Raw genomic sequence first — 26696 nt, 5'->3', positions numbered from 1 at the left:
CGCGGACTGACAGGCCTCGCGGTGGACTTCGGAAGGATGGGTTGTGATTCAACAGTATGGATTGGCAGTGGTGGCAGGCAGCGCGGTGACCGCGCTGTTGGCTTTTGTTGCGCACAAACTGCAGAGCGCGAAGATGACGGCACGGCTACGCGCCGAAGCCGATGCCCGGATCGAGGCATTGGCCGCGCAGCAGGCGGCTCACAGCGAAGCGATGAGCGAACACGCGCAAGTGGCGCAGGAACGGGACGCATCGCTCGCGCAACTGCGTGAGCAGCTCGCGCAGCAGGAAGCCGCCGCGGACGAACTTCGCGCCGCACTGAAAGCGGCGACCGAGGACAAGGATCAGTGGGCGCATCAGGCGCAACAGCTCGCCGGCGAAGCCGCGCGCCTGAAGAGCCTCGGTGCGACCTTCGAGCGTTGGCACGAGCAGATGATCTCGCTCATGACGCAGAACCACGACATGCATGCGAAGAACCAGGAGCTGTCGTCGATTGTTCGGCATGTGGTGATCGTCTCGCTGAACGCCTCGATTGAAGCAGCGCGCGCGGGTCCGGCCGGACGCGGTTTCGCGGTGGTGGCGAGCGAGGTGCGCGCGCTGGCCGCGCGCTCCGAAGAGTTGTCGAAGAGCTATCGCGACAGCCTGCACCGCAACGATCTAACCACGACCTCGACCTTCCAGGACATCCAGGCTGGCGGCAAGATGATCGCGGCGTCGCTGAGCAGCGTGGAGTCGCTAGCCAATCAGTTTCACTCGAAACTGCACTAGGGGCCGCACGTGATCACGGTCCACGCGAAGGAAAGCTTCGAGCGCATTTTCCGCAAGGCGGCACAGGCGCGTTTGCCATTGGATTCAGGCGACTCGTGCGAGATCGTGCCGCTCGCCGATGCCAACGCCGGCGCGGGCGCAACCAGAGACACTCAGGTCGTCGTGCTGACCATCTCGTCGATTCTGTTCAGGCTGCTGCTGATCCTTCACTTCGACGAAAACGACAGCACGCGTGCCTACTATCTGAAAGACGACGATGAGCGGCCGTTCCAGGAAGCCTTTCTGGAAATCTGCAATCTGTGTTGCGGCGCGATGAACCAGGAACTGCTGCGCTATTTTCCGGACCTGGGCATGTCGACGCCTTACGTGCTGAGCGCTCGCTGTCTGCCGCATCTGAAAGAGTTGAAGCCGGCGCTGCTGTCGTCGTATTCGATCACGCTCGGCACGTCGGTGCAGCTGGCCGCGACCGTTTGCGTCTGCGCCCACGCACCGATCGATTTCGTGGCGGACACGAGTGTCATCGAAGAAACCAGCGGCGAGCTGGAGTTGTTCTGAATGGTGTCATAGGAAAAAACATGTCAAAAATTCTGGTGGTGGATGATTCGAGCACGGTACGCGACGAAGTCGCCGGCTTTCTGAAGAAGAACGGTCTGGACGTCGACACGGCTGTGGATGGCAAGGACGGTCTCGCGAAACTGAAGGCGAGCCCTGGCATCAAGCTGGTGATCAGCGACGTCAACATGCCGAATATGGACGGCCTGACGATGGTCGAGAAGATCCGCGGCGAACTCGCGAACAAGACCGTCAACGTCATCATGCTGACCACCGAAAGCAGCCCGGCGATGAAAGAGCGCGGCAAGGCGGCCGGTGTCAAAGGCTGGATCGTCAAGCCGTTCAAGGGCGACGCGGTACTGGAAACGTTCCGCAAGCTGGCGAGCTAAGCGCCGGCCGCAAGCGGTTTCCGGCAAAGGTGAGGTTTTTCGGGAGCCGGCCGCAAGGGCTCGTTTCCGCCGCTGCTTTTGCGGTTTTGATGCATACGTACCGGGCTATTTGATTTCCCGGTACGAGCGATATCCTGCGATCATCCTCGTAAAGGTGAGCATTTTCGGGAGCCCGCGTGCGAACGAATACGTGCGTCGGCCCGATCATTTCGCTTCACCTTGCCGTCATTCCGACGCCAATTCCCGCACCGTCTCTTACCTGGGTATGCAGATTACCCGAGCCCATCGAAAGGTGAGGGTTTGCGGGAGTAGCCCGTTCTGAACCATCGGCACCCCGCCCAGCATGCCTTTGCGGCCTGCCCCCAGACGTGAAAGGTGAGACTTTTCGGGAGCTATCGGATACTCAATGCCCGCCGGACCTCGACGGCATCGGGCCAAAGGTGAGGTTTTGCGGGAGCCGGTCTGTGTATTGTGCGACCGTGCCGCGCACGCTGTTTCATCTCACGTTTAAGCGATGTGTTCGCGCCGCACGGCGAGATTGAAGCCGCCGGGCGCGGCTCAATGGCGGCACCCGGCGTGTGAATTCCCGGCACGTCAGCCGAAAGGTGAGGTTTTACGGGAGCATAGAGCGCGCAGTTCAGGCCTGTTTCGCGACCTCGCGAATGTCGGCCACGGGCGTTTGGCCAAACGCATCGCTAAAGGCGTAGTCGAGCAACTGGGTGGCGCATTGCGCTGGCGTCGCAAGCTGACCATTGCGTTTGAGGTCTTCGAATTTCTCGCGCAGCGGGAACTGTTCTTCACCACTGCCGCGAATCTCCGCCTGCATATTCGTATCGATGACACCCGGCGCGAGACTGCAGATTCGCAGTGCGCGATTCGTATCGAGCGCCACGGCGCGCGCGTGATGATCGAGCGCAGCTTTGGTCGCGCAGTAGATGCTCCAGCCAGGGTATGCATTGCGGGCCGCGCCGCTCGAAATATGGACGATGCGCCGATCGCTCGCATCGGCGCTCGCTGCAGCGAGCGCGCTCGCGAGCATGAGGGGCGTGGCCACATTCAAACTCACGGCGGCCGCGATGTCAGCGGCGCTCTGTCCTTCGATCGGACCGATGGGCTGCACCATGCCCGCGTTATTGATCAGCAGGACGCTCTGTGCGCCACTGACAAAGCTGCGCAGTGCATCGCTCGCCACCCATTGCGCGACGCTTGCCGGGTCGGCGAGCTCCAGTTCGATTTCTTCGAGCAACGCCGGAAAGCGCTGCTTGAGCGTGGCGTGACGCGAACGGGACAAGCCCAGCACTGCAACGTTGCGCGCAAGCAGTTGCTCGGCGAGCGCCTCGCCGAGGCCGCGGTTATGGCCGGTGACGATCGCGCGGATCGGGGAAGAGGAGGTCATGTCGTGGTGATCCGTGGCTGGGGAAAGAGCGCCATTTTCTCACGCAATGTTTCATGCCCGCAGCGGTACCCGCTCGCGCGCCCTTTTCACGTCGAGCGAAAACGTTCGCGATACTGCGTCGGTGTCGCGCCGATGCGTCTCGTGAACACGATACGCATCTGGTCCGCGGAACCGAAGCCGCAGTCGTAAGCAATCGCCTTGAGCACCGCATCGCTGCTTTCGAGCCACTTGCGCGCGGCGTCGACCCGTGCGCGTTCGATGAACTCGTGTGGCGTGACGGAGGTCTCCTGCACGAAGACGCGCGCGAAGTTGCGCGCGCTCATTCCCGCCACATCCGCCAGCTGCTTGACGGTGAAGCGTTCGCGGATCCGCTCCATGACGTGCGCCTGGACTTTGGCGACCGGCGAGGTGTCGTCGGCGGGCGCGGTCAGGTAGGGACTGAACTGCGACTGGCCGCCTTGCCGCTGTGCGAACACGACCAGCCGTTTGGCGACGGCAAGCGCCGTATGCGGTCCGTGGTCTTCCGCCACCAGCGCAAGCGAGAGGTCGATGCCTGCAGTAACGCCCGCGGACGTGACGAGCTTGCCGTCACGCAGATAGATCCGGTCGAAATCGACGCGCGCTTGCGGGAATTGCGTGGCCAGTTGCGCCGCGTGTTGCCAGTGAGTCGTGACGTTGCGCCCATCGAGCAGGCCGGCGTGGCCGAGCGCGAAGGCGCCGGTGCAGATCGAGCCATAGCGCCCGCACTGCGCGGCGACGTTCGTGAGCCATTCCACCAATCGCGCGTCGGGCGCAGCCTCGGGCAATGCCGGACCGCCCGCGATCAGCGCCAGATCGAAAGGGCCGCGCGCCTGTTCGAAGGTGTCGTCCGCGATCAGCGCCATGCCATTGGAAGCGCGCAGCGGACCGTGCTCCGCGCTGAGCAGCGTGACACCGTAGCGCTCTGGCGGCGCAATGAAGCGGTTTGCTTCGGCAAACACATCGACCGGACCGGCCACATCGAGCGCCTGCACGCCCGGAAAGATCGCGATTGCGACGGTAGGCATTAAATGAATTTCCTCTGACGATGAGGTGAATCGGCCGCTAGAAATGCATGGCGAACCAGCATACCAAAACACGCTATCAGTCGACCCTGACTGACCCAGGACGCGCGCCATTGGCCGGGCGCCGCAGCTATTTTTCGCGTCACGCGTCAGAATAGGCACATCGCACAACCACGCGGCGCCCGGCCATGGTAATCAAAAACCTCCTGCGAAGACTCGACCTCACCACGCTCCAGCTCTTCCTCGCCGTCTACGAAGAGGGCACGCTCACGCGTGCCGCCGAGCGCGAGGCGATCGCCGTATCGGCGGCGAGCAAGCGTTTGCTTGAACTCGAACAGGCCGTCGGCGCCACGCTGTTCCAGCGCAACGCGCGCGGCATGACGTTGACGCCCGCCGGCGAAACGTTGCTGCATCACGCGCGCCGGGTGATGCGGGACATCGAAAACATCGGCATCGAACTGGCCGGCCATGCGAGCGGCGTGCGCGGTTATGTGCGGATGATGGCCAACCTGTCGGCGATCGTCGAATTTCTTCCTGAAGACCTGCGCGCGTTTCAATTGCAGAACGAGCGCGTGAAACTCGATCTTGAGGAGCGGCCAAGCGGCGGCGTGGTGGAAGCGGTCGACGACAGTCTTGCCGATCTCGGCATCTGTTCCGGCGACGCCGACACCCGCGACCTGCACGTTGCGCACTATCGGCACGATTCGCTCGTGCTCGTCACGCGCGACGATCATCCGCTGGCCGGGCGCGCCAGCGTCGCCTTCGCGGAAACGCTCGACGGCGACCACGTCGGCCTCCATTCCGCCAGCTCGATCAACGCGCGCACGCATATGGCCGCGCGCCAGGCTGGCAAGCCCTTGCGCCTGCGCATCCATGTGCCGGGATTCGACGCCGTTTGCCGGATGGTGCAGGCCGGCATGGGCGTCGGTGTCCTGCCACGCAAGGTGTATGAGTTGATGGGCCGCCCGCTCGGCCTCGCCGGTGTTGCACTGGAAGACGACTGGTCTGAGCGCAGTCTGCTGCTGGTGGTGCGCGATATCGACGCATTGTCGCCGGTGAGCCGTCTGCTGTTCGATCACCTTCGCTCGATCGAGGCGTCGGAAAGCGTGCCGGCTGCGGCCGGCGCCTGAGCGTTCGCCGTTCGCGAACGGTCGTTGCCGGATTGCGGTTGGACGCCACCGCAGTGCCGCTTCTAAGCTGTCTCTCAACACGAAACCAGCTTCGGAGACAGCATCATGAGTGGACCCCTTCAGGGTATTCGCGTCGTCGAGATCGGAACCCTTATCGCCGCGCCGTTCGCCGCGCGCCTCATGGCCGAATTCGGGGCGGAGGTCATCAAGATCGAAGCCCCCGAGACCGGCGATCCCCTTCGTAAATGGCGCAAGCTGCACGAGGGCACGTCACTCTGGTGGTATCTCCAGTCGCGTAACAAGAAATCCATCTGCGTGAATCTGAAGTCGGCCGATGGGGTGGACATCGTTAAACGGCTCGCGGCCGACGCCGATGTCGTGATCGAAAATCTCCGCCCCGGCGCGCTCGAAAAGCTCGGCCTCGGCTGGGAGACGTTGCATGCGATCAACCCGAAACTGACGATGGTCCGCATCTCCGGCTACGGTCAGTCAGGTCCGTATCGCGATCGTCCGGGCTTCGGCGCGATCGGCGAGGCGATGGGCGGCATCCGCTATACGACCGGGGAGGTGGACGGCGCACCGGCGCGCGTCGGTGTGAGCCTTGGCGATTCGCTTGCGTCGTTGCACGGTGTGATCGGCGCCTTGATGTCGCTGTTGCGCGTGAAAACGGGACAGGGCGAAGGGCAGGTGGTCGATGTCTCGCTGGTCGAGAGCGTTTTCAATCTGATGGAGAGCCTCGTACCCGAATACGATCTGCTCGGCCATGTGCGCGAGCGTAGCGGCGGCGCGCTGCCGGGCATCGCGCCATCGAACACCTATCCGACGGAAGACGACGGCTACGTCGTGATTGCCGGCAATAGCGATCCGATTTTCAAGCGCCTCATGCAATTGATCGGCCGCGCGGATCTCGCCGACGACCCCGCCCTCGCTCGCAACGACGGTCGCGTGAAGCACTGCGCGATGCTCGATCAGGCGATTGCCGCATGGACCTCGCACCATTCCACCGAAGACGTGCTGGCCGCGCTCGAACGCGCCGAGGTGCCCGCGGGGCGCATCTATTCCGTTGCCGATATCGTCACCGATCCGCACTACCAGGCGCGCGAGATGTTGTTGCAGGCGGAACTGCCGGGCGGTGCGTCGGTGAAGATGCCTGGCATCGTCCCGAAGCTGTCCGATACACCCGGCGAAGTACGCTGGCAAGGACCCGCGCTGGGCGAGCATACCGGCAGCGTGCTGAGCGAACTGGGTTTCGCCAGTGAAGATATCGAGCGGCTGCGCCGCGAAGGAGCCGTGCAATGAACCTGAGCCAGACGAACTTCGACAGGCTGATCGTGCAGGAAGTCGCGCCGCGCGACGGCCTGCAGATCGAACCCACGTGGGTGGACACCGCCGACAAGATCGCGCTGATCAACGCGCTCTCGACTGCGGGCTTTACACGCATCGAGGCGGGCTCGTTCGTTTCGCCGAAAGCGATTCCGGCGTTGCGCGACGGCGAAGCGGTGTTCCAGCAGATCGAGCGTCATCCGGGCGTGATTTACGTTGCGCTGGTGCCGAACCTGAAGGGCGCTGAGCGCGCGCTGGCCTCGCGGGCCGATGAACTGAACCTGGTGATGTCGGCGAGCCAGACGCACAACCGCGCCAACATGCGGATGAGTTGCGAATCTTCGTTGATTGCATTCGGCGACATCGTGCGGCATGTGAAGGATTCGGGCGTCCTGCTCAACGCCTCTGTGGCGACGGCGTTCGGCTGCCCGTTCGAAGGGACGATCGACGAAGACCGCGTGATTGGGATTGTCGATACGTATCGCGAGATGGGCATTGAGGGTATTACGCTGGCCGATACGACCGGCATGGCGAATCCGCGCCAGGTCGCGCGGCTCGTCACGCGGGTGCTCGAACGCCTGCCCGCAGCCGCGCTGACGCTTCACTTTCACAACACGCGCGGCCTCGGCCTCGCCAATGTGCTGGCCGCTTATGAAGCCGGCGCACGCCGCTTCGATGCCGCGCTCGGAGGCCTTGGCGGCTGCCCGTTCGCACCGGGGGCGTCCGGCAACATCTGCACGGAAGACCTCGTCAATATGTGCGACGAGATGGGCATTCCGACAGCGGTCGAGCTGGAAAAGCTGCTTGCGTTGTCGCGCACGTTGCCTGCGTTACTTGGCCACGACGTGCCGGGACAACTGGCGAAGTCGGGCCGCAATTGCGACCTGCATCCCGTGCCTGAATACGTTCTGCAGATCTGACTTTTCCTTAATCGATTAAACGACCGGACGGCATGGCCGAAGCCGGCATTGGAGACAAGCATGAGTGACCTGGGCGCAGTCGCAACCGGCAGCCGTGAGTTTGGCGGACACGACGCCGCGGCAATCATCCGCAAAGTCGCGTGGCGGTTGATGCCGCTGATCATGATCTGCTATCTGTTCGCATTTTTTGATCGCATCAACATCAGCTTCGCGAAGTTCCAGTTGCAGAGCGATCTTGGGCTGTCCGATACCGCCTATGGTCTCGGAGCGAGCCTGTTCGTGATCGGCTACGTATTGTTCGAAGTACCGAGCAATCTGTTTCTGTACAAGGTCGGCGCGCGTCGCTGGATTGCACGGATCATGATTTCCTGGGGGCTGGCGACGGCGGCCATGGTGTTCGTCAACAACGAATGGCAGTTTTACGGCTTGCGCTTTCTGATCGGCGCGATGGAAGCCGGCTTTGCGCCGGGCGTGCTGTATTACCTGACGTTGTGGTTTCCACCGAGCTATCGCGGACGCATTACGTCGATGCTGTTTCTGGCGTCTGCGTTTTCGGGTCTGGTCGGTGCGCCGCTTGCCGGTCTGGTGATTGGGCATATGAACGGTGTGCTTGGCATGCCTGGATGGCACTGGCTGTTTTTGCTCGGTGGGTTACCGTGCATCGTGCTGGGACTTCTCGTGCTGAAGGTGTTGAAGGACCGCATTGAAGATGCTGACTGGTTGTCGTCGTCGGAGAAGACGTACCTGTCGGCACAGATAGCGCAGCAAAGCCGTCATCCGGGCACGGGGCATTCGTTGCTGGGCGCGATCAGGACACCGGGATTTTTGACGCTGGGGCTCGTGTACTTTCTGATTCAGGTGGCGTCGTACGGGTTGAATTTCTGGGCGCCGCATTTGATTCGCGTGGCGGGGACGCACAATCCAACGGTGATTGGATTGCTGACGGCGGTGCCTTATGTGTGCGGCGCGATTTGCATGGTGGTGGTGGGGCGGTTGTCGGACGCGACTGGCGAGCGGCGCAAGTTTGTATTCGGGTTGCTGATGATGGCGTCGGTTGGATTTTTTGCTGCTGGGTTCTTCGACAAGCAGACGACGTTGTTGGTCGTCGCGCTGGCTGTGATGGGCGCGGGCGTGGTAGCTTCGATTCCGGCGTTCTGGGCGTTGCCGCCGAAGCTTGTCACGGGCGCCGGCGCGGCTGGTGGGATTGCCTTGATCAATACGCTCGGGCAACTTGGGGGGATTGTTAGCCCCGTTATGGTGGGGCGAATCAGGGATTTGACCGGCAGCACGACGCCGGCTTTGTATGCGATTGGGGTAATGACTCTGGTTTGTGGCGTCATCGTGATTTGGGGCCTGCCGGCGGGGTTGAGGGAGAGGGATGTGGTGAAAGGGTGATCGTTTTTTTGCCTTTGGCGGTGGCACTATTTGCTGTGTGCCTACGGCGTTGGCCTTTCCTTGTTTTCTTACTGGTTTATTAGTGTTCCCCCTGTGCGGGGGGGCACCTACTTTTCTTTGCCGCCGCAAAGAAAAGTAGGCAAAAGAAAGCGGCTCAAACCGCCAACATTTAAGCGGGTCTCCTGGCTTGGAGGGGATTGTGGTGCGATAAACGGATCACGCCGCAGCCGGTAACCGCCTGTGACACAGCCGTCATCCGCTCCCACTCCACACTACGTGCGTCGCGGATGGGTCTGCCAGGGAAACCGGGGGCTTCGTTTGTGCGCGGTGGGGGCCATCGGCTTCGCCTCGGCGAGGCGTCGAAACACACCGAGAATTTTGGAACCCGGCGGACGGTTTGATGAAGTACCGCCGCGGCGCGCGCAGCGCCGCCGGAAGCATGACGGCCTGGTCACTCACGCGGGGATGTGCGCAGGCTCAATCTCTACGGGGCCACGATCCCCTCCAAGCCAGGGGAGTCGCTTAAATTGTAGTGAACTAGACTAAATCTGACAGTGGTCGGTTTCTCGTGCTGTTGCGCGTGGTCGCGAAGGGCGTAGCCCGAAGCGTCAACGCGCGCGGCGAACCGCAAGGAGTCCACCATGACTCAGGAACAGAAAGTCATCCGCGTCAAGGTCGGGATGCTGGAGTTGGCCCGGCAACTGGGCAACGTCAGTCAGGCCTGCCGTGTAATGGGTTATTCGCGCGACAGCTTCTACCGATTCAAGGAACTGTACGATAAGGGCGGTGAAGCGGCCCTGCAGGAAATCTCCCGCCATCGCCCGGTGCCAAAGAACCGCGTGGATCCGCAGGTCGAGGCCGCCGTGCTCGAACTGTCGCTGGAACTGCCCGCCTACGGCCAGATCCGTATCGCTAATGAAGTGCTCAAACGCCATGCCCTGAGCGTGTCGCCACAGGGTGTACGCGGCGTCTGGTTGCGTCATGACCTCCAGACCATGAACAAGCGTCTCAAGGCGCTGGAGGCCAAATCCGCCCAGGAAGGACTGGTGCTGACTGAATCGCAGCTGGCAGCGCTCGAGCGCGCCAAGCTGGAAAAGGAAACACATGGGGAATTCGAATCCGAATGCCCCGGCTACTGTGGCGCCCAGGACACGTTCTACGTCGGCACGCTCAAGGGCGTGGGCCGCGTCTATCAGCAGACCTTTGTCGATACCTACTCGAAGGTGGCATTTGCAAAGCTCTATGACCGTAAGACGCCGCTGCCAGCCGCCGACCTGCTCAACGATCGCGTCGTACCGTTCTTCGACAGCTACGGCATCCCGCTCGCACGGGTGCTAACAGACCGCGGCACCGAGTATTGTGGCAACCCGGAACACCATGAATACGAGCTTTATCTGGCTGTGGAGAACATCGACCATACCCGTACCAAAGCCCGTTCTCCACAAACCAATGGTATCGTCGAGCGGCTTCACAAGACCATGCTCAACGAGTTCTACCGCATCGCCTTCCGCAGGAAGATCTATGACACGATCGCTGCCCTGCAGACCGATCTGGACGCATGGCTTGACCAGTACAACAATGAGCGCGAACATCAGGGGCGATGGTGCTATGGCAAGACGCCCATGCGCACCTTCCTCGATTCACTCGAACTAGCCAGGGAGAAACTGATCCCTCACTAACTCAGTTTTTGCTTCGCTTCCCCGACTACCTGTCAGATCAAGTCCAGGCTAATACACTTAAATGTTGGCGGTTGGAGCCGCTTTCTTTTGCCTACTTTTCTTTGCGGCAGGCAAAGAAAAGTAGGTGCCCCCCGCACAGGGGGAACGCTAATAAACCAATAAGAAAAGAGACACCAAACGCCGTAGGCAATCAGCAGGAGGAACGCCAATAGGCCGCTAAGAAAAAAACCAACACCGAAGGCAAACCAAATAATGCCGCCGCCAAAGGCAAAACCATCACCCTCTCCCATGTAAAGCCGTGATCTCCTGCAAATCCAGATCACGCTCGAGAAGTGTCAGCAATTCATCATGAATCAACCCCGCCCGATGCATCCGCAACAACTCCGCACGTCCCGCAGAGACGGCGCCCAACACGACGTCATAATGCGCGTTGCGGGCATCGGGAGGAAAAGCGGCTTCGCTTTGATACTCCTCGGTAATGCGTGCACGATAGCTATATTGCTCGAGCAATCGTGGATGAATCACGCTCCCGTCCGGGCCATGCACCAATGGCTGAATCGCGACAAACTGCGCCGCCTCGAGCCGTGCCCAGGCCTGCGGCTCCGTCAGATGCTCGGCGTTGTGCTCCGAGGTGTCATCCGGCTTCACCCAGCGAATCAACGGACCAATCGTGATCCCCTGTCCCAGCACGGTCACGAGAATGACCGCGAACGACGCGACCAGAATCAGATCGCGCCCGGGCATCGCCTCGGGTAACGAAAGCGCAATGGCAAGCGTCACCACGCCGCGCATTCCGGCCCAACTCGTCACCGTGGCCGAGCGCCAGTCAGGCGCACCACCCGCGCGTCGTGTCAGCTTGCACAGCAATCCGTTCAACGATTCGACGGCAAACACCCACGCGAAGCGCGACAGCACAACGGCTGCGATCACGGCGCCGATAGCAGGCGCCAATGCGCTCAAAGTATCGCCGACACCGCCTAGCCGCACGATCACGCCGCGCAGCGACAATCCAATCAGAATGAAGACCAGCGCTTCCATCAGAAAGATGATGACCTGCCAGAAGGCCATGCCGCGCATGCGTACCGAGGCCGAAAAGATTTCGTGCTGATGCCAGCCGAGCACCATCCCGCAACTGACGGTAGCGATGACGCCGGACATGTCGAGCGCGTCGCCGACGATATAGCTGACCCAGGCGGAGAGCGTGGCCGCGGTGATGATCAGGTAAGCGTCATCGAGAAAGCGCAGCAGTTTCACGACTGCGAAGCCGACCGCGACGCCAATCGCGACGCCGCCCAGTCCAAGCACCGCAAAGCGTCCGATCGCGTGTTGCGCGCTGAAGGTGCCGGTCAATGCCGCCGCGACCGCGAAGCGGAACAGCACGATGCCGGCGGCGTCGTTGAGCAGGCTCTCGCCTTCGAGGAGCACCATCAGCCGGCGCGGCAGCGCGACGCGCTCCAGCACCGCCTTGGCGGCGACCGCGTCAGGTGGCGAGACGATCGCGCCGAGCGCGAAGCATGCGCCCCACGGCAAGGCGGGGACAACCCAATGTGCGACGAGGCCGACCGCCAGCGTCGTGAAGGCGACTGCGCCGATCGCGAGCAGGAGGATGCCGCCGAGATTGCGTTTGAATTCGTCCCACACGGAGAAGTACGCGCCATCCATGAGCAGGGGCGGCAGGAACTCATCGAACAACGCCTTCAGATCGGGCAGTTCACCGAGTTCGAGCAATGCATCGAGCCTCAGCGCCAGTTGCGCCTCGACGCCGTGGTTTCCTGCCAGCTCAAGCAGGCCCACCATGGTCTTGCATGCGCGGCGCGGCGTCAGCGCCTCCTCCAGGCGCTCCCAAGTGCGGCGGTAGGCTTCACGCGGAAACAGATCGTCACGGAACGCGAGGCCCCTGAAGGCCTGCGGCTTGCGTTTGAGCGAATCGATGAAGTGCCGGTAGTCGATGCCGCGACCGCGCCGTTTGCTCGTGCGCGTGGCTCTTGCCGTGCTGTGCACGAGCGCGCCGGACAGATAGCAATCGAGCCGGTCACTGTAGAGGCGTACCTTCAGGCGATGACCGATCAGCCGCGACGGGGCGCTGTACAGGACACAACGTACGGTGAACGTGCCGCAGCGTGTCACGCGTGCCTCTTCCTCGGCGAAGTCGGTGGTGCGGTGCTCAGGCAGATCCAGCAGGTGTTCGCGCTCGATCTGGAACGCTGCAGCATTGCGCCGGTTGCGGCGCATCACCACTCCGCGCACGAACTCGTCGTACGCGGCCCGGTCCGCGAAATCGCGGTGACCGCGCAACTCCAGTGCCTGATCGACCTGATCCTTCAGATAGCGATGCGAGGATTCGACGCTGCCATTCTCGTGATTATGGGCTCGAGCCCATAAAAACGAGTATGGTGTGGTAAAAAAAATGTGCTGGTCGATAACCAACGAGGCCAAGGCAGCGTCTTTGCGGAAATCGAACAGCACATATTATTCGGCTACAGGGTGCGGAGGAAGGCCATCAGGTCGGGCTGATCACGCCATTGTTTTTGTACTTCGGCATTGCCTTGCACTTCGCATGTCGCCAGCGCCCGCGCCTTTGTTTCCAGGTTGATCTCGGCATAGATGTTGGTCGTCTCCAACGACACGTGCCCAAGCCAGCCGCGTATCGTATTGATGTCGACACCGGCCTGCAGTAGTAGCGAAGCGGTTGTATGCCGAATCACATGTGGGTGCACATTCTTGCCGGCGAGTGACGGCGCGCTGGCTGCAGCACGAATAGCGCAGCGCTTCACCAGAGCATGAATGCCGGAGCGCGTCATCGTCTGGTGGAACCGGTTGAGGAACACAGGTTCGGCGGCGGCCCTGCCTTCAGTCTGTGAGCGCAACGCCTCGATTGTGGATTTCCAGAGCGGGCAGCGGCGATGTTTGTTCCCCTTGCCGACGATGCTGGCCGAACGCGTGTGCCAGTCAATGTCGCCAATCCTGAGCTGCGCGGCTTCGCTTGCACGCGCTCCTGAATTAAACATGAAGAGCAGTAACGCATGTTCGCGCTGCCCCTGTGCTGTATTCATGTCAGAGGCTGCGAGCAGGGCGTCCATTTCCTGCCTGCTAAGGTAGCTGATCTCCGGCCGACTGGTTCTCTTGACGGGAATCAGATGAATCTGTGCCCACCATTCGACGTATTCCGGTGCATGTTCGCCGATGAAACGAGCCAGCGCATGGATGCCGCCGAGCCGCTGATTTCGTGTGCTGACCATACAGTGGCGCTGTTCTTCCATGTGCGTCAGGAACAGGCGGACCATTTGCGCGGAGAGATCATCAACGCTCAGGCGGTCGATCCGTTTGTCGACCTTGGCGGCCAGATACGGAAGCAACAGCATGAGCATGTCGCGGTAACTTTTTTGCGTATTGATGGCAAGGTTACGTTCGCCCACCAGATACTCGATCAGGAACCGCCGGATCCACGGACCCAGCAGAGATGAGTTATTCATGATGCACCTCAAGGAAGTAAGTTTCAAAGCGCGTGCCCGCTTCATTCAGCAACTCGGGCGTCAGAGTGAGGTAGCGCTGGGTGCTCGCGAGATCGATGTGGCCGAGATAGGTGGCCAGTTGCGGTAACAACAGTTGCAACTCCACGCCACCGCGATACCAGGCGATTAGCCGGTGCACTGCGCCTGAGTGCCGCAAATCATGCAGCCTCGGCTGGCAGGACGCACAGCCTTCGCGTTGGATGTTTGCCAGGGCGCGCTGTCGCTGAAAGGCCTTGCACACAGCTTTCTGGGTCACAGGGCGACCATCGCGGAAACAGAAGAACGGCGCAGCCGGTGCCTGCCCAAATCTCTGGTTGCGTTGCCGGGCATAGGTTCGCATCGCACTATTCAGATCTGCGCCTAGCGGAACCAGCCTCGATTTATAGAATTTGCTCTCGTGCACATGCAGGACGGCTTCGTCGAGATTGACGTCCTGCATGGTTAGCCGCAAGGCTTCGCCATGGCGCAGGCAAGCGCCATACAGAATCAGAATGAGTGCACGCAAAACATATGCATCCAGCAGACCGTATGGACTGCATGCCGCCGGAGCCACGTCGAGCAGGTGCTTTAATTCCTGCTGCGAATAGATATAGGGTATCAGCGGTGGCGGCAATTCCGGACTGTAGGGAGAAAGTGGAGAAGCCGAGACATGCCCACGCGAGAGGGCAAAACGAAACAGGCAGTCAAGTACCGACCTTCTCTTGCGCCAATGGTTAGTCAGCGGCCTGTTGCCAGTCAGGAAGTCATGTACATGCCTGAGCGTGACCGACGTCACATCAATGTTGCCATCAACCCGGCGGCAGAATGAGGCAAGCGTGGCCGCTTCGGAATCAAAGCGCATGCCCAACGCCCGTTTGTGGCTCACGTATTGGGCGACAACTTCGGAGAGCGTCATAGCAAACTCCCCAGATCGATTTCGGCCACACGCCTCAGTCCGCTCAGGTCAACCTTCGCATAGGTTCTCGTCGACGAAGCGCTGCGATGGCCGAGATGATCGCCGATCTCCTTCAGGGCAAAACCAGCATCGAGTAAGTGCCGGGCATTGGCATGCCTCAGGCAATGTGCGCCACGCCGCGGGATGTCGATGCCAAGCACTGCGAGACGCGATCGGACAATGTCGCTTACGCGCGCAGGTGACAACGGTCGGATCGGCGCCTCAACCGACAGGAACAGCTCACGATGAGCGCTTCGTGGACGCGCCTCCTTCAAGTAACGCAGAATGGCATTCCCAACTGTTGCCACCAGCGGATATTGCTGTGTGCAACGCTGCTTGGGACGATGGACATGAAGGATCTCGCCGCACCAGTCTATATCCTCCAGACGGAGCAGTACCACCTCGCCGCGCCTCAGTCCGTAGACAACCAGCAGCATGATCATCGCACGGTTGCGTAGATCGATCGCACTGTCGCCGACAAAACTGGCGACGAATCTTTGCACGTCATCCCAATCTGGCCCGAGCGGCAAACCCTCCTCCCTATACACCACGGGTGCTTCAATGCCGCACGCAACGTTGGTGGCCCAGCCTTGTCCTTCTGCATACCGGAAGAAATTGCGCAGCGTGCTCGCAAGCGCGTGCAATGACACTCTGGACCAGCCATGGTTGCCCTGGTACGCGAGGTAGGTGTCGACGTCGTGGATAGTGAGAGCATCAATTGCCCTGTCAGGGCGGCAGACCATCGCCAGAAAAATGACCGATCTCATCACGACAGTTTGAAATCGTAGCAGGAGAGAGTCCTCGCTGGTCGCGCATGAAATCGACGTAGTGTTCGACATAGCAAACAAATGGTTCTCTCGTGGGATGCCGTTCCTCCAGACGCCCCAGAAAACACAGCCAGGCCGTGGCGGTATGGATGAACAGAAGCCGCGAGCTGCGGGACTCGTTCGTGCGCTCACTTCGAACGAGACGAATCCGGTGGTCAACCGCAAACGCGATTTCCTCGTGCGTTATTAACCGCGGGCGGGACAGATCCATGCTCTGCGAAAAAACCAGCAGGACCCACGCGATCTTGCGGATCGACTTAGGCGGATAACCCAGTTCCTGACAATGTACGAGGAAGCGTTTCCTGGATTCCACGCAGGGTGCGAGCGTGTGGGCAGCAAGAACATGCGGACGCGTAAAGAGAGTCTCAAACATGATATTCCCCCAATGTTGATCAGTGGAATATCAGTATCAGCCTGAAATTATGTCGCCATAGACGCGTCAACCTGACAGGCAATACAGGGTCATTAAGAGGCACCGCGACATTTTTTTTACCACACCATACTCATGACCCATGCCACGGTTGTTGCGCGTGCCTTCCATCCCGTAATGCTCGAGCAGCGCTGCATAGCGAACCGTGAAGTCTTGCTCTTCCTGCAGGTTTCTGAAGGCCGCCGACAGGCTGTCGGAGCGATGTTCCCGGGGGCAACCGCCGGCCTGCCACAGCGCGTTCTGCAAGCCGGTCGCGAGGGCCAGGAAGCTCTCCCCGCCATCGACCACGCTGGCGTACTCCCAGCGCGAGAACGCCAGCACAAAGTGATACAGCAGATGGTCAAACGGGACGCCGCCAATCGTTACGCACAACTTGTCCATGTGCGTGAAGTCCGACAGGCCTCGCGCGCCTGGCTGATACGTTTGAGGGAAGAACACTTCCTGGTTCGGGCCTTCGAGCGCGCGCCACTGGCTGACATGTCGCTCAAACGTGCGCCGCATGCTGTCCGGAAAGCGCTCGGGATGGTCCTCCTGCAATTTGCGCAACAGGGTGATCGCCTTCAGCTTTGGCGCAGCGCGTAGCAATGGGACCACTTCGCTCTCCCAGACACCGGCGAACGGATCAGGGCGCGAGCGCCAGTAGCGCCGGGGCTGCTGTGACGGTAGTCCGGCTTCGTGTTCGACACGCCGCGCCGTGCGCTCGCTCATGCCTGACTTCGCCGCAGCGAGCTTCTGTGGATGGTGTTTGCGATGGTTCATGTAGAGGCGGACCTGCTGGTCGGTGATGCGGCTTCCAGACATGGGCTGACCGCCTCTTTTTAGGTTCAGTCAGCCATCCTAAGCCTCGCCGATCCGGCGCCGCCGGCAGTTCGTCGTCTCCGGCGGCTACGCCGCCTCCGACTCCTCACTACCGGCCAAGATGAATGTCGCAACACCGGACGTAGTCATTGTCGCCCCCCACTCGACCGCGATTTCGATTGCGTGCCGGTCATTTCGGGTGTGCTGACTGAGGACTACTGGCAGGGCTTTGCCGCGCGCTCAACATCGGCGGCCATGGCGCGCGTGACGGGCGAACCCGTAAAACGCGAACGCCCCTATCACCACAAAAACGCCGCGATGGGAGCGTAACGCATGGCCGATGAAATTCACCGAGACGTATGAAATCGTCACGGATGAAAGCGCCGAGCTGGGCGACGCGGCGGAACGCGGTATCGACCTGGACGCCGAGCCGTTCGGCTTCCGTGAGCTGGTCCGGTGGCTGAAGGACAACTATTGCGGGGCCGAGCCGAGCGAGAGTCGTGGTGTGCCCCGCTGGATTACGAGCTATGCCGAGCGCAATTTCCGCACGGGTGAGTTCCGTAACTGTTCGCTGCATCCCGCCAACGAACGCGCACGGCGCTGGTGGCCGCATGCGTTGCTGGCTGCGGGCATTCTGAAAAATCACAGGGTGTGATTTTCTCTGGAGAACGTCATGAACGCAGGGTTTGAAACGAAGGTACGTGAGATTGCATCGGGACTGGAAGGCGAACTGGAGTTCGGCAGTACCGCCTCACCGTCGAAGCCGGTGTTCCTTCTCTCGCTGCGGAAGGTTGATATGGACGCACATCTGGAATTACAGCAGTTCGAGGAACAGGGGCTGGTCGTCGTTGCGGTGTATGGCGTCTTTCCGTTCCATGCCCGCAACGGCGAATGGCCCATGCCGTATGACGAGGTGGCCGAACTGGCGGGTGTGCATCGCTTCTATGCACTCATGGCCGGGTGTGAGGCATCGGCGGATGACATCGTGCAGCAGATACGCGAACGGCTGCTCCCGCCTTACCTGCAATCGCTCAAGCTGGTGCGCGTGGCGCTGCGCGCGCCAAAGCAGGATGACACGCTGGAGCGCCTGGTGACAGCGTGCGGGAGCGAGCCGATGGTGCGCGGCCCGAAGCGTTTTATCAGCCTGCTCATGGGTGAGCGGCGCGTGGCGCTGATGGTGGATGTGCAGTCTGAGGATCGTGTCGCGCTTCATCTGTCCGGGTTGTCCGTGGCACAGGCCGAAGGCGTCGTGCGGCAGCTTGCAGGTAACAAGTCACTTTAAAAAATCATGGGGTGTGATTTATGGAAGCCATACAGATCAGGATCGACTGGAAGCACGCCATGCGTGCGCTCATGGCTGTGCTGGTCGATGGAACCGACGAAGGCCGCAGACAGGCAGAGAAGGAATTGCTGGCGCTGGCAGAGAAGCTCGATCGGCTGGACGAGAAACAGCGCGGGCAGCGTGTCCTGATTTCGGATCTGTCAGGCGCGCTTGGGGACATGCTCGCCCTGGACGACTGGCATGACGACGCCATCGCGAATCCGCAGACCATCGCAAATGCACGGGCGGTTCACGAGCGGGCTACACAGTCGTTGGACGACGCACAAGGACCCGTCATCACCCGACGCTTTGACGAGGCAGACCTCACAGCCGAATGGCGCAGGACCGCGAAGTGGCAGGTGGTGTTCAAGCTCAAGGGCCTGGACTATTGCCGCGAGCCGCAACCACGCGACTGGACGATTGAGCAGGTTGAAGCGTGGGTTACGGAGCAGTGCCGTATCCACAAGCTGGACGGCGCGGAAATTCAATTCTGGTAAGGGGCAGCACATGAGCGCGGAGGAATTTAATGCAGATTTTCAGGAATCCTTCATGAAGCCGCAGATTTATCACGGTGGTTACTTCGAGATTGAGACGACGTGCGGCATGGAGGTTGTGCCGGTATCCGTCTGTGGCGAGGTGCGAAGCGTGGCGGAACTCACGGATTTTCTCGAAGGTTCGCCCCTGTATGGCGGCGTCACGATTGACCGCTGCGACGGCTGGCTGGCCCGCATGAGCGCGCCGAGCTACATGGACTGTACGGGCTGGACGCACCACAGGACGGAGGATGCGGCGCAGCAGTATCTGGTGAACAACTACGGAGGCGAGTGATGAGCAAGCGAAAGACCATCATCCAGTTGCCGTTCGGCGGCTTCTATGAGTCGTGGTACGACGATGCACTGGACGGCGTGGAGAAGCTTGAGGCCGAAAACCTGACCGAGCGCGAAGCGGAAGAATGCGTGCCGCTCGAACTGCGGCTCGATCAGACTGCGTTCTGCGTTCTGCGAACTGCTGAACGAGTGTGCCGACTACGGCAAGGCACACGCTGCCATTGCCCATGCGTATGTCGATGCGTTCGACAACTGGTTCACCGAGGAAGCGGACTTCACGCTGCGCGGTCTCGCATTCGAGAAGATGGTCAGCCCGCGCGAGTACAACTTCGAAACCGACCGCATCTTTGCATACATCAACCGGTCAAGCGTGCGCGAGCTGTATCACCGCGTGGACGGTGCCGTACTGGCGGACATGATCCGCGTGCGCCATACGTCGTGCTCGGGATTCATTTCGTTCTACCCGAACGACCTGGACGACTGGAAGGCCAAGCCCCTGAAGGATTGGGACCACAACGAGCTGGGAACGCTGCTGCTGGCGGTGATGAAGCAGCAGGGCATGGAGGATTGGGACGCGGTGTTGTGCACACGGATGGACGAGGACATTGCGCGGGCGTACTCGGACTGTGTGGACTGGAAGCGTCTGGAGTGGCGCGCGGATGAGTTGCGCGAGGAAAAACGTGTGGCGCTTGAGCCGGGTTTTGTGCCGACGACGCCACGCTGCCGCTACACCATCGACATGTTCGATGGAAATCACAGGGTGTGATTTTTTCGATCTTTGTAATTTTGAGTGCGAACAATGTTGTTAGAGAAAACAGATTGCTATATCACGGGTGAAGACGTCAGGGCACAGTTAGTCAAGCTTGACGCGGCGCTCAGGGCGCTTGATGCCGCCAACTGCGACGAGCAGAAAAAAGTGCTGCTGTCGGAGTTCATGCTTTTCAAGCAACTGGATTGTGACGTGTGCAAGGTACTGGCGCGGGCATGGACAACCGAAGTCCTTGTACAGGACAGCGTGTTCGTGGGTCATATCAGGACGCTTGCCGAGGAGAACTGTAATACGCCTTGGGTTCTCTCCGGCGTTAACTGGGTTCGCGCAGCAGAGGTGGCACGTCTGGACTGGTGTGCCGTGGAACTTGGCGGCATGACGTATTGGGTGAGGTGAAACATGTATGCAGGCGAAACATTTGAGATCGAGGCCGGTGGCTACCCGTTCCGTGTACGCATCGAGGCGGATCAGTGCATGGGTGCACCGTGGGAAGAGCATGACGGCCACGGCGTGGTGAGCGACTGGACGACCCGCGACAAGCGCCCCGGCGAGATCGTGCTGAACACCGACCGCAGCTCGCGTCGCTACTACGACGTTGAGGCGTCGATGAAGATCGCACGCCGGGATGGCTGGGGGCTGCGTGATGAGCACCGCTTAACCCTGCTGGCAGAGCTTCGTCGCGTCACTTTTGCGGTGCGAGGCGATGACGGCAGATTCCGCTTGCAGGAGCAGTGCGGGCCATGGAAGCCCCTCACGAAGGGCGAGATCACGGCGGGGGCCGTGCGCCGCGACTTCGAGTTCCTGCATGGCTGGTGCAACGACGACTGGCAGTGGGTCGGTGTCGTGGTCGAGCTGCTGGACGAGGACGGCGAGGTGGTCGATGGCGTGGGCGATTCGCTCTGGGGCATCGAGTCCGAGGCCGATGACTACCTGCGCCAGACGGCGCGGGACATGGCCGAAGGGCTGGCGCTCGGGCTGCAAAAGGAGGCGTGTGAGCGCATGTACTGGAACGCACGGGACATGGTGACCGTATGAGCGAACGACTTGAAGGGCGCAAGGTCCGCACGGAAAAACTGATCGAGTATTTCAAGGGTAACGCGGACGAGTTCGCGATGCTCAAGGGCGTGCTCTGCGTGTCGCACGTGATGGAAGGACAGGACACGACGCGCTGGAAATACTTCTTCGATACGCTGCGCATCGCGGAGCGCATGGATGAGATAAGGGGCGCACGGTGAGCAACCGCCACCCATGGCGTCGCGCCGTGCATGCGCACGGTCGTGGCAGGGATTCACGCTTGAAGGAGGCAGTCATGTACCGTATGACGCTGCGCGAGCAGGCCGATGTGCTCGCACGTATCACACTTACCGCACCACCCGACACCACGCGCAGCGCAGCGATTGCCGCCGTGCGTGAGGGTCATGCCACGGCCATGCAGATCATGGAGATTCGCCACAGCCTGCAACGCTGGGCCGAGTGTGGCAAGGGGATCGCCCGTACCGAGGCGCAGCGCGCGCTTGCCGAGGACGACGATGACACGGGTGTGCGCTGGTACGACACGGGAGGAAAGCAATGAGAGCGATCCTGATTGACCCGGAAAAATGCACCGTTGAAGAGGTCGAGTATAGTGGCGAGTTCGCAGGGCCGAACGGCGCTTATGAACTGATCGGCTGTGAGAACATCAGAAACCATACTGACCGAGCAGAGTGACTATCTGTATGTGGACGAGGAAGGCAAACGGCAGCGCCCCATGCAGCGCGTTCTTCACGCCGCTGTTCCCCTACGAGCCGCTGCTGGGGCGTGCGCTGGTCGTCGGCGGTTCTGGACCCGATGGCGAGGAAACGCCTGCGACGCTCACCGTTGACGCCGTGCGGTCAGGCATCCAGTGGGAGCAGGAGGAAAAATCATAGGGTGTGATTTTCTGGACGCCGCGCAGCGGTGGTATTTTTCGGCGGCCCCTATCATCATCATCATCGACGTGCCACAGGCGGCCCCACTCCCGTGCGGCCGCCTTCTTTTCAAGTCACTTGTTGCTCCGATTCAGCACGCGTGCTTAGTTGTTACCCTTGCTCCGGCGTCTGGATCGAAGGATGGTATATCCGCAAACGGGAAAGGCGATTGCACCCGCTACTGCGCTCCAGAGTGCTGTAACCAGGGCACGCCCGCCACATTCATCCCCGCACGGGATGGCGCTATCGGGCAGGACAATGCACAGGCTCACGAAAGCGGCCAGAATGGCACCGGCAACAATCAGGCCGCCGTACACGAGCGCAATTCTCACTTTATTTCCCAGAACAGGATGGTCTTCGCTTCGGACAGGTCAGAGTAAAAATTTTCGGGGCCTATCCCTAGAGCCGAAAGAGGGTTCCATATTTTCGACACTCCGAGGCTGAACCGCAATGTTGTCTCTGCACTCGGCGTGAGGCGGTCGCCGTCCCACAAGTCTATATGATCTCCGCTGGGCTGCTTCTCCTTGAGACTGCGACGCCAGTAGCTTCCAAAGAACGCAATACCTGTACGTCCTTTGATTCTGCTTTTCCAGTCACTGCCTGTCACCGTTTCCGGCTTTGGACATCCGGCGAATGGCTGTAACTGCAACCACTGTGCAACTTCCTTGGCACGAAGCATATGGCTCCTTGGATGTCCGTGGAACCAGCATGTCTCTCCCTTGAACGAATTGTTCGTGATACCGACGCCCGCGAGACAGGTGCCAAAACGAATTGCGCACTCGTCTTCGAACGCGGGCTTCCCCGTTGCCGGATCGATGCACGGTGCGGAATGAGGATAGGCTGCCCACAATTCAGAAAACGAGACGGCCTTCAACTGTATTTCTTTTATTGAGCCGGGCCTGTCGTTTGTATGTACAACAGTTTTCCTGTTTGGCATTAGTTCCACCCTTCATGTGCCAGAGCGTCATCGCCCCAATGGACCGTGTAACTATCAGCCATGTCTGTATCGATGCGTGGCATTAATGCAGTACCGTCGAGCCTTCCTGATCTCGTTCTACCGTCTGAAGTTTCGATAAAGTACGGATAACCCGGAGTAGCGCCGTTACCCATGGCGCGTATCTGTTCGTCGTATGCGCCGCGATATTCGCTGGTCATCGAAGTGCCGGAAGCGCCACCATCCGTCGTCGCCCATTCTTCAGGGGTGAACACATGCCAGGCGCTATCCTGTGAAGCGATCATGACGGGTGGCGGTGTACACCTACAGATGCAGATATCGCCGTCCAGCGCTTCCTGCTTGCCCATCATGGTTGCGTCCCGGTGTGGTCCCTTCCAGCCGATCACACCTTCGGACTTGCAGCCGTTGCACCAGACCTTGGCACCGATGAATGTGATTGGCGTTCCATGGTGTGTGCAACTGTCGATGCCTTCCGTGACCACACCGCCGTTTGTGGACTTGTCGCCCAGCTTCAGGATGGCTCGCCTCATGCAAAGCCTTCCGTGTTGTAGTGTTGCTTTCTAGGCATTCCGATACCTCCATGAAGTAAGCGAAAACAACCGGCCCGGTAATGCAACCGGCGACGCAGCGGCGAATTCATTTCCCGTTCAGGCGATGCTGACGCTGCTTTCGCGAAGGGGATATCGGACAAATCTGATTTGGGGCGCGAACGATTCATGGCGCATTGGCGCGCATTCACAGGTTGACCTTCGACAGGTCGTGTCAGGTATCGTGGAACTGTCTGGAGGCTTGCGGAGCCAGCCTGCCGAGGCCGGTCTTCTTACCATCGAAAAATCATGGGGGTGTGATTTATGACATTGAGTTTCCGGCCAGGCATGAGCGCCTGCGCCTTTATCACAGATGGGCTTTACCGGTATCTGAAGGAACATCGCGGGGAGCAACCTGTCGAGCTGGTTCTTCATCCCGACCACAAGCGCATGCTGTGTGATGAACTGCACATGCGACGCTCGGGCGTCCATTACGACGAGTGCGAATTCAATGGCATCCCGGTGCTTGAAGACCCGTGCTGCCGTACGCCCTAGCTGGTAACGGAAGACGGGCAGCGCTGGGAGCTGTAGCCCTATCATCGCGCGTTGTGGGGAATGTTCCTGGCGTTCCCCATCGTGTGTGCGCCGCAGCGTACACAACCAACCCGTCAGCTTTCTGCTTTAACAAGTGACTTGTAGAAACGGCACCTGAATCGCCGTTAGGTTGAGTGTTTTACAAAACACATGTCTAATATGTCGGCCCTTTCCCATTGAGGGGAAAGGCGGTTTCCCCGCGCCGCAGCGTGCGGGGAAACGTGGGGGAACGATGTTTGGCGGCCAGCGGGGAATGCTCAATTTCCCCTCACATGGCCCGCAAAGCCTTATGGCGTGGGGTTGAGCGCTGTGGGGGAAGACTTATCCACGGACTTCTGAACAAATTGTGTGGACAACTAGAGGTTGGGGGCCGCGTGTGGGGCGGCTGGTTATTTTTGCCTGCCCGCTGGGCCGAGACGAGGGCAGGTGCTCATGCTTGAACCGCAGGGGGTTTTTTCTGCTGGGTCAAATAGTTGGCGCGAATGCGAGGGGGTTGTCCACAGGCTTGCCAACAATTTACGTGGACAAGTTTTTTGCCTTCCCAGGCAGGGGTTTGGTTTTCTCTTTTGCCTTTGGCGGCGGCATTTCCTTGTGCCTACGGCGTTGGCCTTTCCTTGTTTTCTTACTGGTTTATTAGCGTTCCCCCTGTGCGGGGGGGCACCTACTTTTCTTTGCCCACCAAGTGGACTTCCTTCGGGGCGCCGCCGCAAAGAAAAGTAGGCAAAAGAAAGCGGCTCAAACCGCCAACATTTAAGTGGGTCCCCTGGCTTGGAGGGGCTGGTGGTCCGATTAACGGATCACACCTCGGTCCATAACGGTCTGTGACACAGCCGTCATCCGCTCCCACTCCGCACTACGTGCGTCGCGGATGGGTCTGCCAGGGAAACCGAGCGCTTCGGTTGCGCTCGGTGGGGGCCATCGGCTTCGCCTCGGCGAGGCGTCGAAACACACCGAGAATTTTGGAACCCGGCGGACGGTTTGATGAAGTACCGCGTCGGCGCGCGCAGCGCCGCCGGAAGCATGACGGCCTGGTCACTCACGCGGGGATGTGCGCAGGGTCAATCTCTACGGGGCCACGATCCCCTCCAAGCCAGGGGAGCCGCTTAAATGTTGGCGGTTGGAGCCGCTTTCTTTTGCCTACTTTTCTTTGCGGCGGCGTAACTATTCAGCTGTTGTAAACCTGAGGCAGGCCGTGCATAGTGAAGGACATGACGAAGATGCCCGACATCAAGGACCTGACACCGGAGCAGAAGGACGCGCTCATCGTTGATCTGGTGAGACGTCTGAACGAGCTTGAGGCGAAGCTTGAGAAGGACAGTCATAACTCCAGCAAACCACCGTCAGGCGATGGGCCCAGGCGCAAGCCGAAGTCATTGCGCGGCACGAGCGGCGCAAAGCCCGGCGCGCAGCCCGGGCACCCGGGGAAGACGCTCAAACGCGTGGCGCAGCCCGATCACATCGAGATTCATCCGGTGGCGCCGGTGTGCGACGCCTGTGGACAGCGGATCGACTGCGCTCACATCACCGTGCTGCCTGAAGGTCGTCAGGTGATCGATCTGCCGCCCACGCGCCTTGAGGTGACCGAGCATCGCGTGCAGATCGCGCAGTGCCGCTGCGGCAAGCACCATTCAGGCGCGTTTCCCGAGGGCGTGAGCCAGGCGGTTCAGTATGGTCCTCAGGTGCGCGCCGCTGCGGTCTATCTGACGCAATACCAGCAGTTGCCGGTTGCGCGTACCGCCCAGGCGCTGGCGGATCTGTTTGGCCTGCATGTGAGTACGGGTACCGTGCAGCACAGCATTGATCAGGCGGCCCGGTTGCTGGCGCCAGCGGTTGAACAGATCAGGCAGACGCTGCGCGAGCAGCCCGTGGTGCATTTCGATGAGAGCAGCATGCGCGTAGGACGCACGCCTTACTGGCTGCACGTCGCCTCGACCGGCGCGTTGAGCTGGTATGGCTCACACCGCAAGCGTGGTAGTGAGGCGCTGGACAGCTTCGGCATTCTGCCTGGCTTTCCGGGAATCGCGGTACATGACGGCTGGGGGCCCTACGCGCGCTACGAGTGTGAACATGCACTATGCAATGCACACCATCTGCGCGAACTGGTCTTTGTGCTGGAGTCCACGGAGCAACCGTGGGCCCAGCAGATGATCGACCTGCTTTGCCAGGCAAAGCGGGAAGTTCAGCTCAGTCAGGCCGCGGGCGCCACAGCGCTGGATGAGCCGCGTCAACGCTATTACAGGCGACGCAACGGGGCACTGCTTGCCCAGGCGCGAAGGCTCAATCCGCGGCAGGCGCGCGAGCCGACCCGCAAGGAACGCCGCGGCAGGGTCAGGCAAAGCTTCACCTACAACCTGCTCGCGCGCCTGCGCACGCACGTGCGCGAGGTGTGGCGCTTCATTACGGAGTACCGCGTACCATTCGACAACAACCAGGCCGAACGCGATATCCGCATGCCCAAACTCAAACAGAAAATCTCCGGATGCTTCCGCGCAGAGTCGGGCATGCAGGCGTTCTGCACGATCCGCTCCTACCTCGCTACCCTACGCAAACAGGGCCGTTCGCTCATCAATGCGCTGGCCCTGAGCTTCGCGGGGTTCGTCGTTTCGCCTCTGGCTGCTGCTGAATAGTTACGCGGCGGCAAAGAAAAGTAGGTGCCCCCGCGC

Annotated in this window: 30 protein-coding genes and 3 pseudogenes; 21 read left to right on the top strand and 12 right to left on the bottom strand. The window is 60.6% G+C overall.

Translation table 11 applies throughout. The annotated features are described in order from the left end of the window. Positions 1 to 43 precede the first annotated feature (43 nt). The 3 genes from PQR27_RS32555 to PQR27_RS32545 are packed head-to-tail and all read left to right on the top strand — an operon-like array spanning position 44 to position 1707. The gene (locus tag PQR27_RS32555) at positions 44 to 766 is read left to right on the top strand and encodes a methyl-accepting chemotaxis protein (protein ID WP_408527659.1); all 723 of its coding nucleotides are present in this window, start codon (positions 44 to 46) and stop codon (positions 764 to 766) included. A 9-nt stretch (positions 767 to 775) separates the two neighbouring features. Then, positions 776 to 1321 carry a hypothetical protein gene (locus PQR27_RS32550; RefSeq protein WP_408527658.1) on the top strand — a complete coding sequence of 182 codons (546 nt, stop codon included), beginning with the start codon at positions 776 to 778 and terminating at the stop codon, positions 1319 to 1321. Between the two features lie 20 nt (positions 1322 to 1341). After that, positions 1342 to 1707, top strand: coding sequence for a response regulator (locus tag PQR27_RS32545; RefSeq protein ID WP_007178665.1), 366 nt, complete (start codon positions 1342 to 1344; stop codon positions 1705 to 1707). A 637-nt stretch (positions 1708 to 2344) separates the two neighbouring features. Here PQR27_RS32545 and PQR27_RS32540 read toward each other — a convergent pair. After that, positions 2345 to 3103, bottom strand: a complete 759-nt coding sequence (locus tag PQR27_RS32540) for an SDR family oxidoreductase (protein ID WP_408527657.1) — start codon at positions 3101 to 3103, stop codon at positions 2345 to 2347. Between the two features lie 86 nt (positions 3104 to 3189). Continuing rightward, positions 3190 to 4149 (bottom strand): GlxA family transcriptional regulator, encoded by a 960-nt coding sequence (locus tag PQR27_RS32535; protein ID WP_408527656.1) that lies wholly within the window; start codon positions 4147 to 4149, stop codon positions 3190 to 3192. 185 nt (positions 4150 to 4334) lie between these two features. On the opposite strand from PQR27_RS32535, the gene PQR27_RS32530 reads away from it, so the two are divergent. The 5 genes from PQR27_RS32530 to PQR27_RS32510 all read left to right on the top strand — a co-directional run bounded on the left by PQR27_RS32530 (position 4335) and on the right by PQR27_RS32510 (position 10593). Beyond that, the gene (locus PQR27_RS32530) at positions 4335 to 5276 is read left to right on the top strand and encodes a LysR family transcriptional regulator (protein ID WP_408527655.1); all 942 of its coding nucleotides are present in this window, start codon (positions 4335 to 4337) and stop codon (positions 5274 to 5276) included. A gap of 105 nt (positions 5277 to 5381) precedes the next feature. Next, positions 5382 to 6575, top strand: coding sequence for a CaiB/BaiF CoA transferase family protein (locus PQR27_RS32525; protein ID WP_408527654.1), 1194 nt, complete (start codon positions 5382 to 5384; stop codon positions 6573 to 6575). Next, a complete protein-coding gene (locus PQR27_RS32520) occupies positions 6572 to 7519 on the top strand; it encodes a hydroxymethylglutaryl-CoA lyase (protein WP_408527653.1) in 948 nt (315 codons plus the stop codon). Before PQR27_RS32525 ends, PQR27_RS32520 begins: the two co-directional genes overlap by 4 nt. Before the next feature lie 60 nt (positions 7520 to 7579). Then, positions 7580 to 8914, top strand: coding sequence for an MFS transporter (locus tag PQR27_RS32515; RefSeq protein ID WP_408527652.1), 1335 nt, complete (start codon positions 7580 to 7582; stop codon positions 8912 to 8914). 641 nt (positions 8915 to 9555) lie between these two features. Further along, positions 9556 to 10593 carry an IS481 family transposase gene (locus PQR27_RS32510; protein ID WP_459251665.1) on the top strand — a complete coding sequence of 346 codons (1038 nt, stop codon included), beginning with the start codon at positions 9556 to 9558 and terminating at the stop codon, positions 10591 to 10593. Positions 10594 to 10625: 32 nt separating this feature from the next. On the opposite strand, the gene PQR27_RS32505 is transcribed toward PQR27_RS32510, so the two are convergent. From PQR27_RS32505 to istA, 8 genes and pseudogenes are all read right to left on the bottom strand, one after another. Next, positions 10626 to 10883, bottom strand: coding sequence for a hypothetical protein (locus tag PQR27_RS32505; RefSeq protein ID WP_408527651.1), 258 nt, complete (start codon positions 10881 to 10883; stop codon positions 10626 to 10628). After that, positions 10870 to 12300: pseudogene (locus PQR27_RS32500) on the bottom strand (Na+/H+ antiporter); the annotation flags it as partial. The pseudogene PQR27_RS32500 and the gene PQR27_RS32505, both read right to left, overlap by 14 nt. 276 nt (positions 12301 to 12576) lie before the next feature. Continuing rightward, positions 12577 to 12825, bottom strand: a pseudogene (locus PQR27_RS32495) (Mu transposase domain-containing protein); the annotation flags it as partial. A gap of 245 nt (positions 12826 to 13070) precedes the next feature. Beyond that, positions 13071 to 14066: a tyrosine-type recombinase/integrase gene (locus tag PQR27_RS32490; protein WP_063500947.1), complete on the bottom strand. Its 996-nt coding sequence runs from the start codon at positions 14064 to 14066 to the stop codon at positions 13071 to 13073. Beyond that, on the bottom strand, positions 14059 to 15000 hold the full coding sequence (locus PQR27_RS32485) for a tyrosine-type recombinase/integrase (protein ID WP_408522924.1): 942 nt from the start codon (positions 14998 to 15000) through the stop codon (positions 14059 to 14061). The genes PQR27_RS32490 and PQR27_RS32485 overlap by 8 nt, the downstream gene beginning before the upstream one ends. Next, positions 14997 to 15806 carry a tyrosine-type recombinase/integrase gene (locus PQR27_RS32480; protein ID WP_408527650.1) on the bottom strand — a complete coding sequence of 270 codons (810 nt, stop codon included), beginning with the start codon at positions 15804 to 15806 and terminating at the stop codon, positions 14997 to 14999. Before PQR27_RS32480 ends, PQR27_RS32485 begins: the two co-directional genes overlap by 4 nt. Further along, a complete protein-coding gene (locus tag PQR27_RS32475; protein ID WP_408527649.1) occupies positions 15766 to 16239 on the bottom strand; it encodes a hypothetical protein in 474 nt (157 codons plus the stop codon). Before PQR27_RS32475 ends, PQR27_RS32480 begins: the two co-directional genes overlap by 41 nt. A 96-nt stretch (positions 16240 to 16335) precedes the next feature. After that, positions 16336 to 17097, bottom strand: a pseudogene (gene istA, locus PQR27_RS32470) (IS21 family transposase); the annotation flags it as partial. Between the two features lie 337 nt (positions 17098 to 17434). On the opposite strand from istA, the gene PQR27_RS32465 reads away from it, so the two are divergent. From PQR27_RS32465 to PQR27_RS32415, 11 genes are all read left to right on the top strand, one after another. After that, on the top strand, positions 17435 to 17749 hold the full coding sequence (locus PQR27_RS32465; protein ID WP_408527648.1) for a hypothetical protein: 315 nt from the start codon (positions 17435 to 17437) through the stop codon (positions 17747 to 17749). Between the two features lie 18 nt (positions 17750 to 17767). Next, on the top strand, positions 17768 to 18376 hold the full coding sequence (locus tag PQR27_RS32460; RefSeq protein ID WP_408527647.1) for a hypothetical protein: 609 nt from the start codon (positions 17768 to 17770) through the stop codon (positions 18374 to 18376). Between the two features lie 59 nt (positions 18377 to 18435). Then, positions 18436 to 18912: a hypothetical protein gene (locus PQR27_RS32455; RefSeq protein ID WP_408527646.1), complete on the top strand. Its 477-nt coding sequence runs from the start codon at positions 18436 to 18438 to the stop codon at positions 18910 to 18912. A 10-nt stretch (positions 18913 to 18922) separates the two neighbouring features. After that, the gene (locus PQR27_RS32450) at positions 18923 to 19243 is read left to right on the top strand and encodes a hypothetical protein (RefSeq protein WP_408527645.1); all 321 of its coding nucleotides are present in this window, start codon (positions 18923 to 18925) and stop codon (positions 19241 to 19243) included. 303 nt (positions 19244 to 19546) lie between these two features. Then, positions 19547 to 20008, top strand: coding sequence for a hypothetical protein (locus PQR27_RS32445; RefSeq protein ID WP_408527644.1), 462 nt, complete (start codon positions 19547 to 19549; stop codon positions 20006 to 20008). Between the two features lie 33 nt (positions 20009 to 20041). Beyond that, positions 20042 to 20407 (top strand): hypothetical protein, encoded by a 366-nt coding sequence (locus PQR27_RS32440; protein WP_408527643.1) that lies wholly within the window; start codon positions 20042 to 20044, stop codon positions 20405 to 20407. A 3-nt stretch (positions 20408 to 20410) separates the two neighbouring features. Then, positions 20411 to 21046 (top strand): hypothetical protein, encoded by a 636-nt coding sequence (locus PQR27_RS32435; protein WP_408527642.1) that lies wholly within the window; start codon positions 20411 to 20413, stop codon positions 21044 to 21046. Then, positions 21043 to 21246, top strand: coding sequence for a hypothetical protein (locus tag PQR27_RS32430; RefSeq protein ID WP_408527641.1), 204 nt, complete (start codon positions 21043 to 21045; stop codon positions 21244 to 21246). The genes PQR27_RS32435 and PQR27_RS32430 overlap by 4 nt, the downstream gene beginning before the upstream one ends. A gap of 74 nt (positions 21247 to 21320) precedes the next feature. Beyond that, complete coding sequence (locus PQR27_RS32425; RefSeq protein WP_408527640.1) at positions 21321 to 21584, top strand: hypothetical protein; 264 nt, start codon at positions 21321 to 21323, stop codon at positions 21582 to 21584. After that, positions 21581 to 21718, top strand: a complete 138-nt coding sequence (locus PQR27_RS32420) for a hypothetical protein (RefSeq protein ID WP_408527639.1) — start codon at positions 21581 to 21583, stop codon at positions 21716 to 21718. Before PQR27_RS32425 ends, PQR27_RS32420 begins: the two co-directional genes overlap by 4 nt. An 8-nt stretch (positions 21719 to 21726) precedes the next feature. After that, positions 21727 to 21918: a hypothetical protein gene (locus PQR27_RS32415; protein WP_408527638.1), complete on the top strand. Its 192-nt coding sequence runs from the start codon at positions 21727 to 21729 to the stop codon at positions 21916 to 21918. Between the two features lie 367 nt (positions 21919 to 22285). On the opposite strand, the gene PQR27_RS32410 is transcribed toward PQR27_RS32415, so the two are convergent. Next, positions 22286 to 22894, bottom strand: a complete 609-nt coding sequence (locus PQR27_RS32410; RefSeq protein WP_408527637.1) for a T6SS effector amidase Tae4 family protein — start codon at positions 22892 to 22894, stop codon at positions 22286 to 22288. Next, positions 22894 to 23442 (bottom strand): PAAR domain-containing protein, encoded by a 549-nt coding sequence (locus tag PQR27_RS32405; RefSeq protein ID WP_408527636.1) that lies wholly within the window; start codon positions 23440 to 23442, stop codon positions 22894 to 22896. The genes PQR27_RS32410 and PQR27_RS32405 overlap by 1 nt, the downstream gene beginning before the upstream one ends. Positions 23443 to 23763: 321 nt before the next feature. On the opposite strand from PQR27_RS32405, the gene PQR27_RS32400 reads away from it, so the two are divergent. Together PQR27_RS32400 and tnpC are read left to right on the top strand one after the other, a co-directional pair. Then, entirely contained in the window at positions 23764 to 23994 is a 231-nt protein-coding gene (locus PQR27_RS32400) for a hypothetical protein (protein ID WP_408527635.1), read from the top strand. A gap of 1247 nt (positions 23995 to 25241) precedes the next feature. Next, positions 25242 to 26660: an IS66 family transposase gene (gene tnpC, locus PQR27_RS32395; RefSeq protein WP_408523875.1), complete on the top strand. Its 1419-nt coding sequence runs from the start codon at positions 25242 to 25244 to the stop codon at positions 26658 to 26660. The last annotated feature ends 36 nt before the right edge of the window (positions 26661 to 26696 follow it).

This window comes from Paraburkholderia fungorum (assembly GCF_046027215.1).
In the GTDB taxonomy this organism is placed as follows: Bacteria; Pseudomonadota; Gammaproteobacteria; order Burkholderiales; family Burkholderiaceae; genus Paraburkholderia; species Paraburkholderia fungorum_D.
Note: the sequence above shows the minus strand (reverse complement) of the source record. Positions and strands in the feature narration are given on the sequence as shown.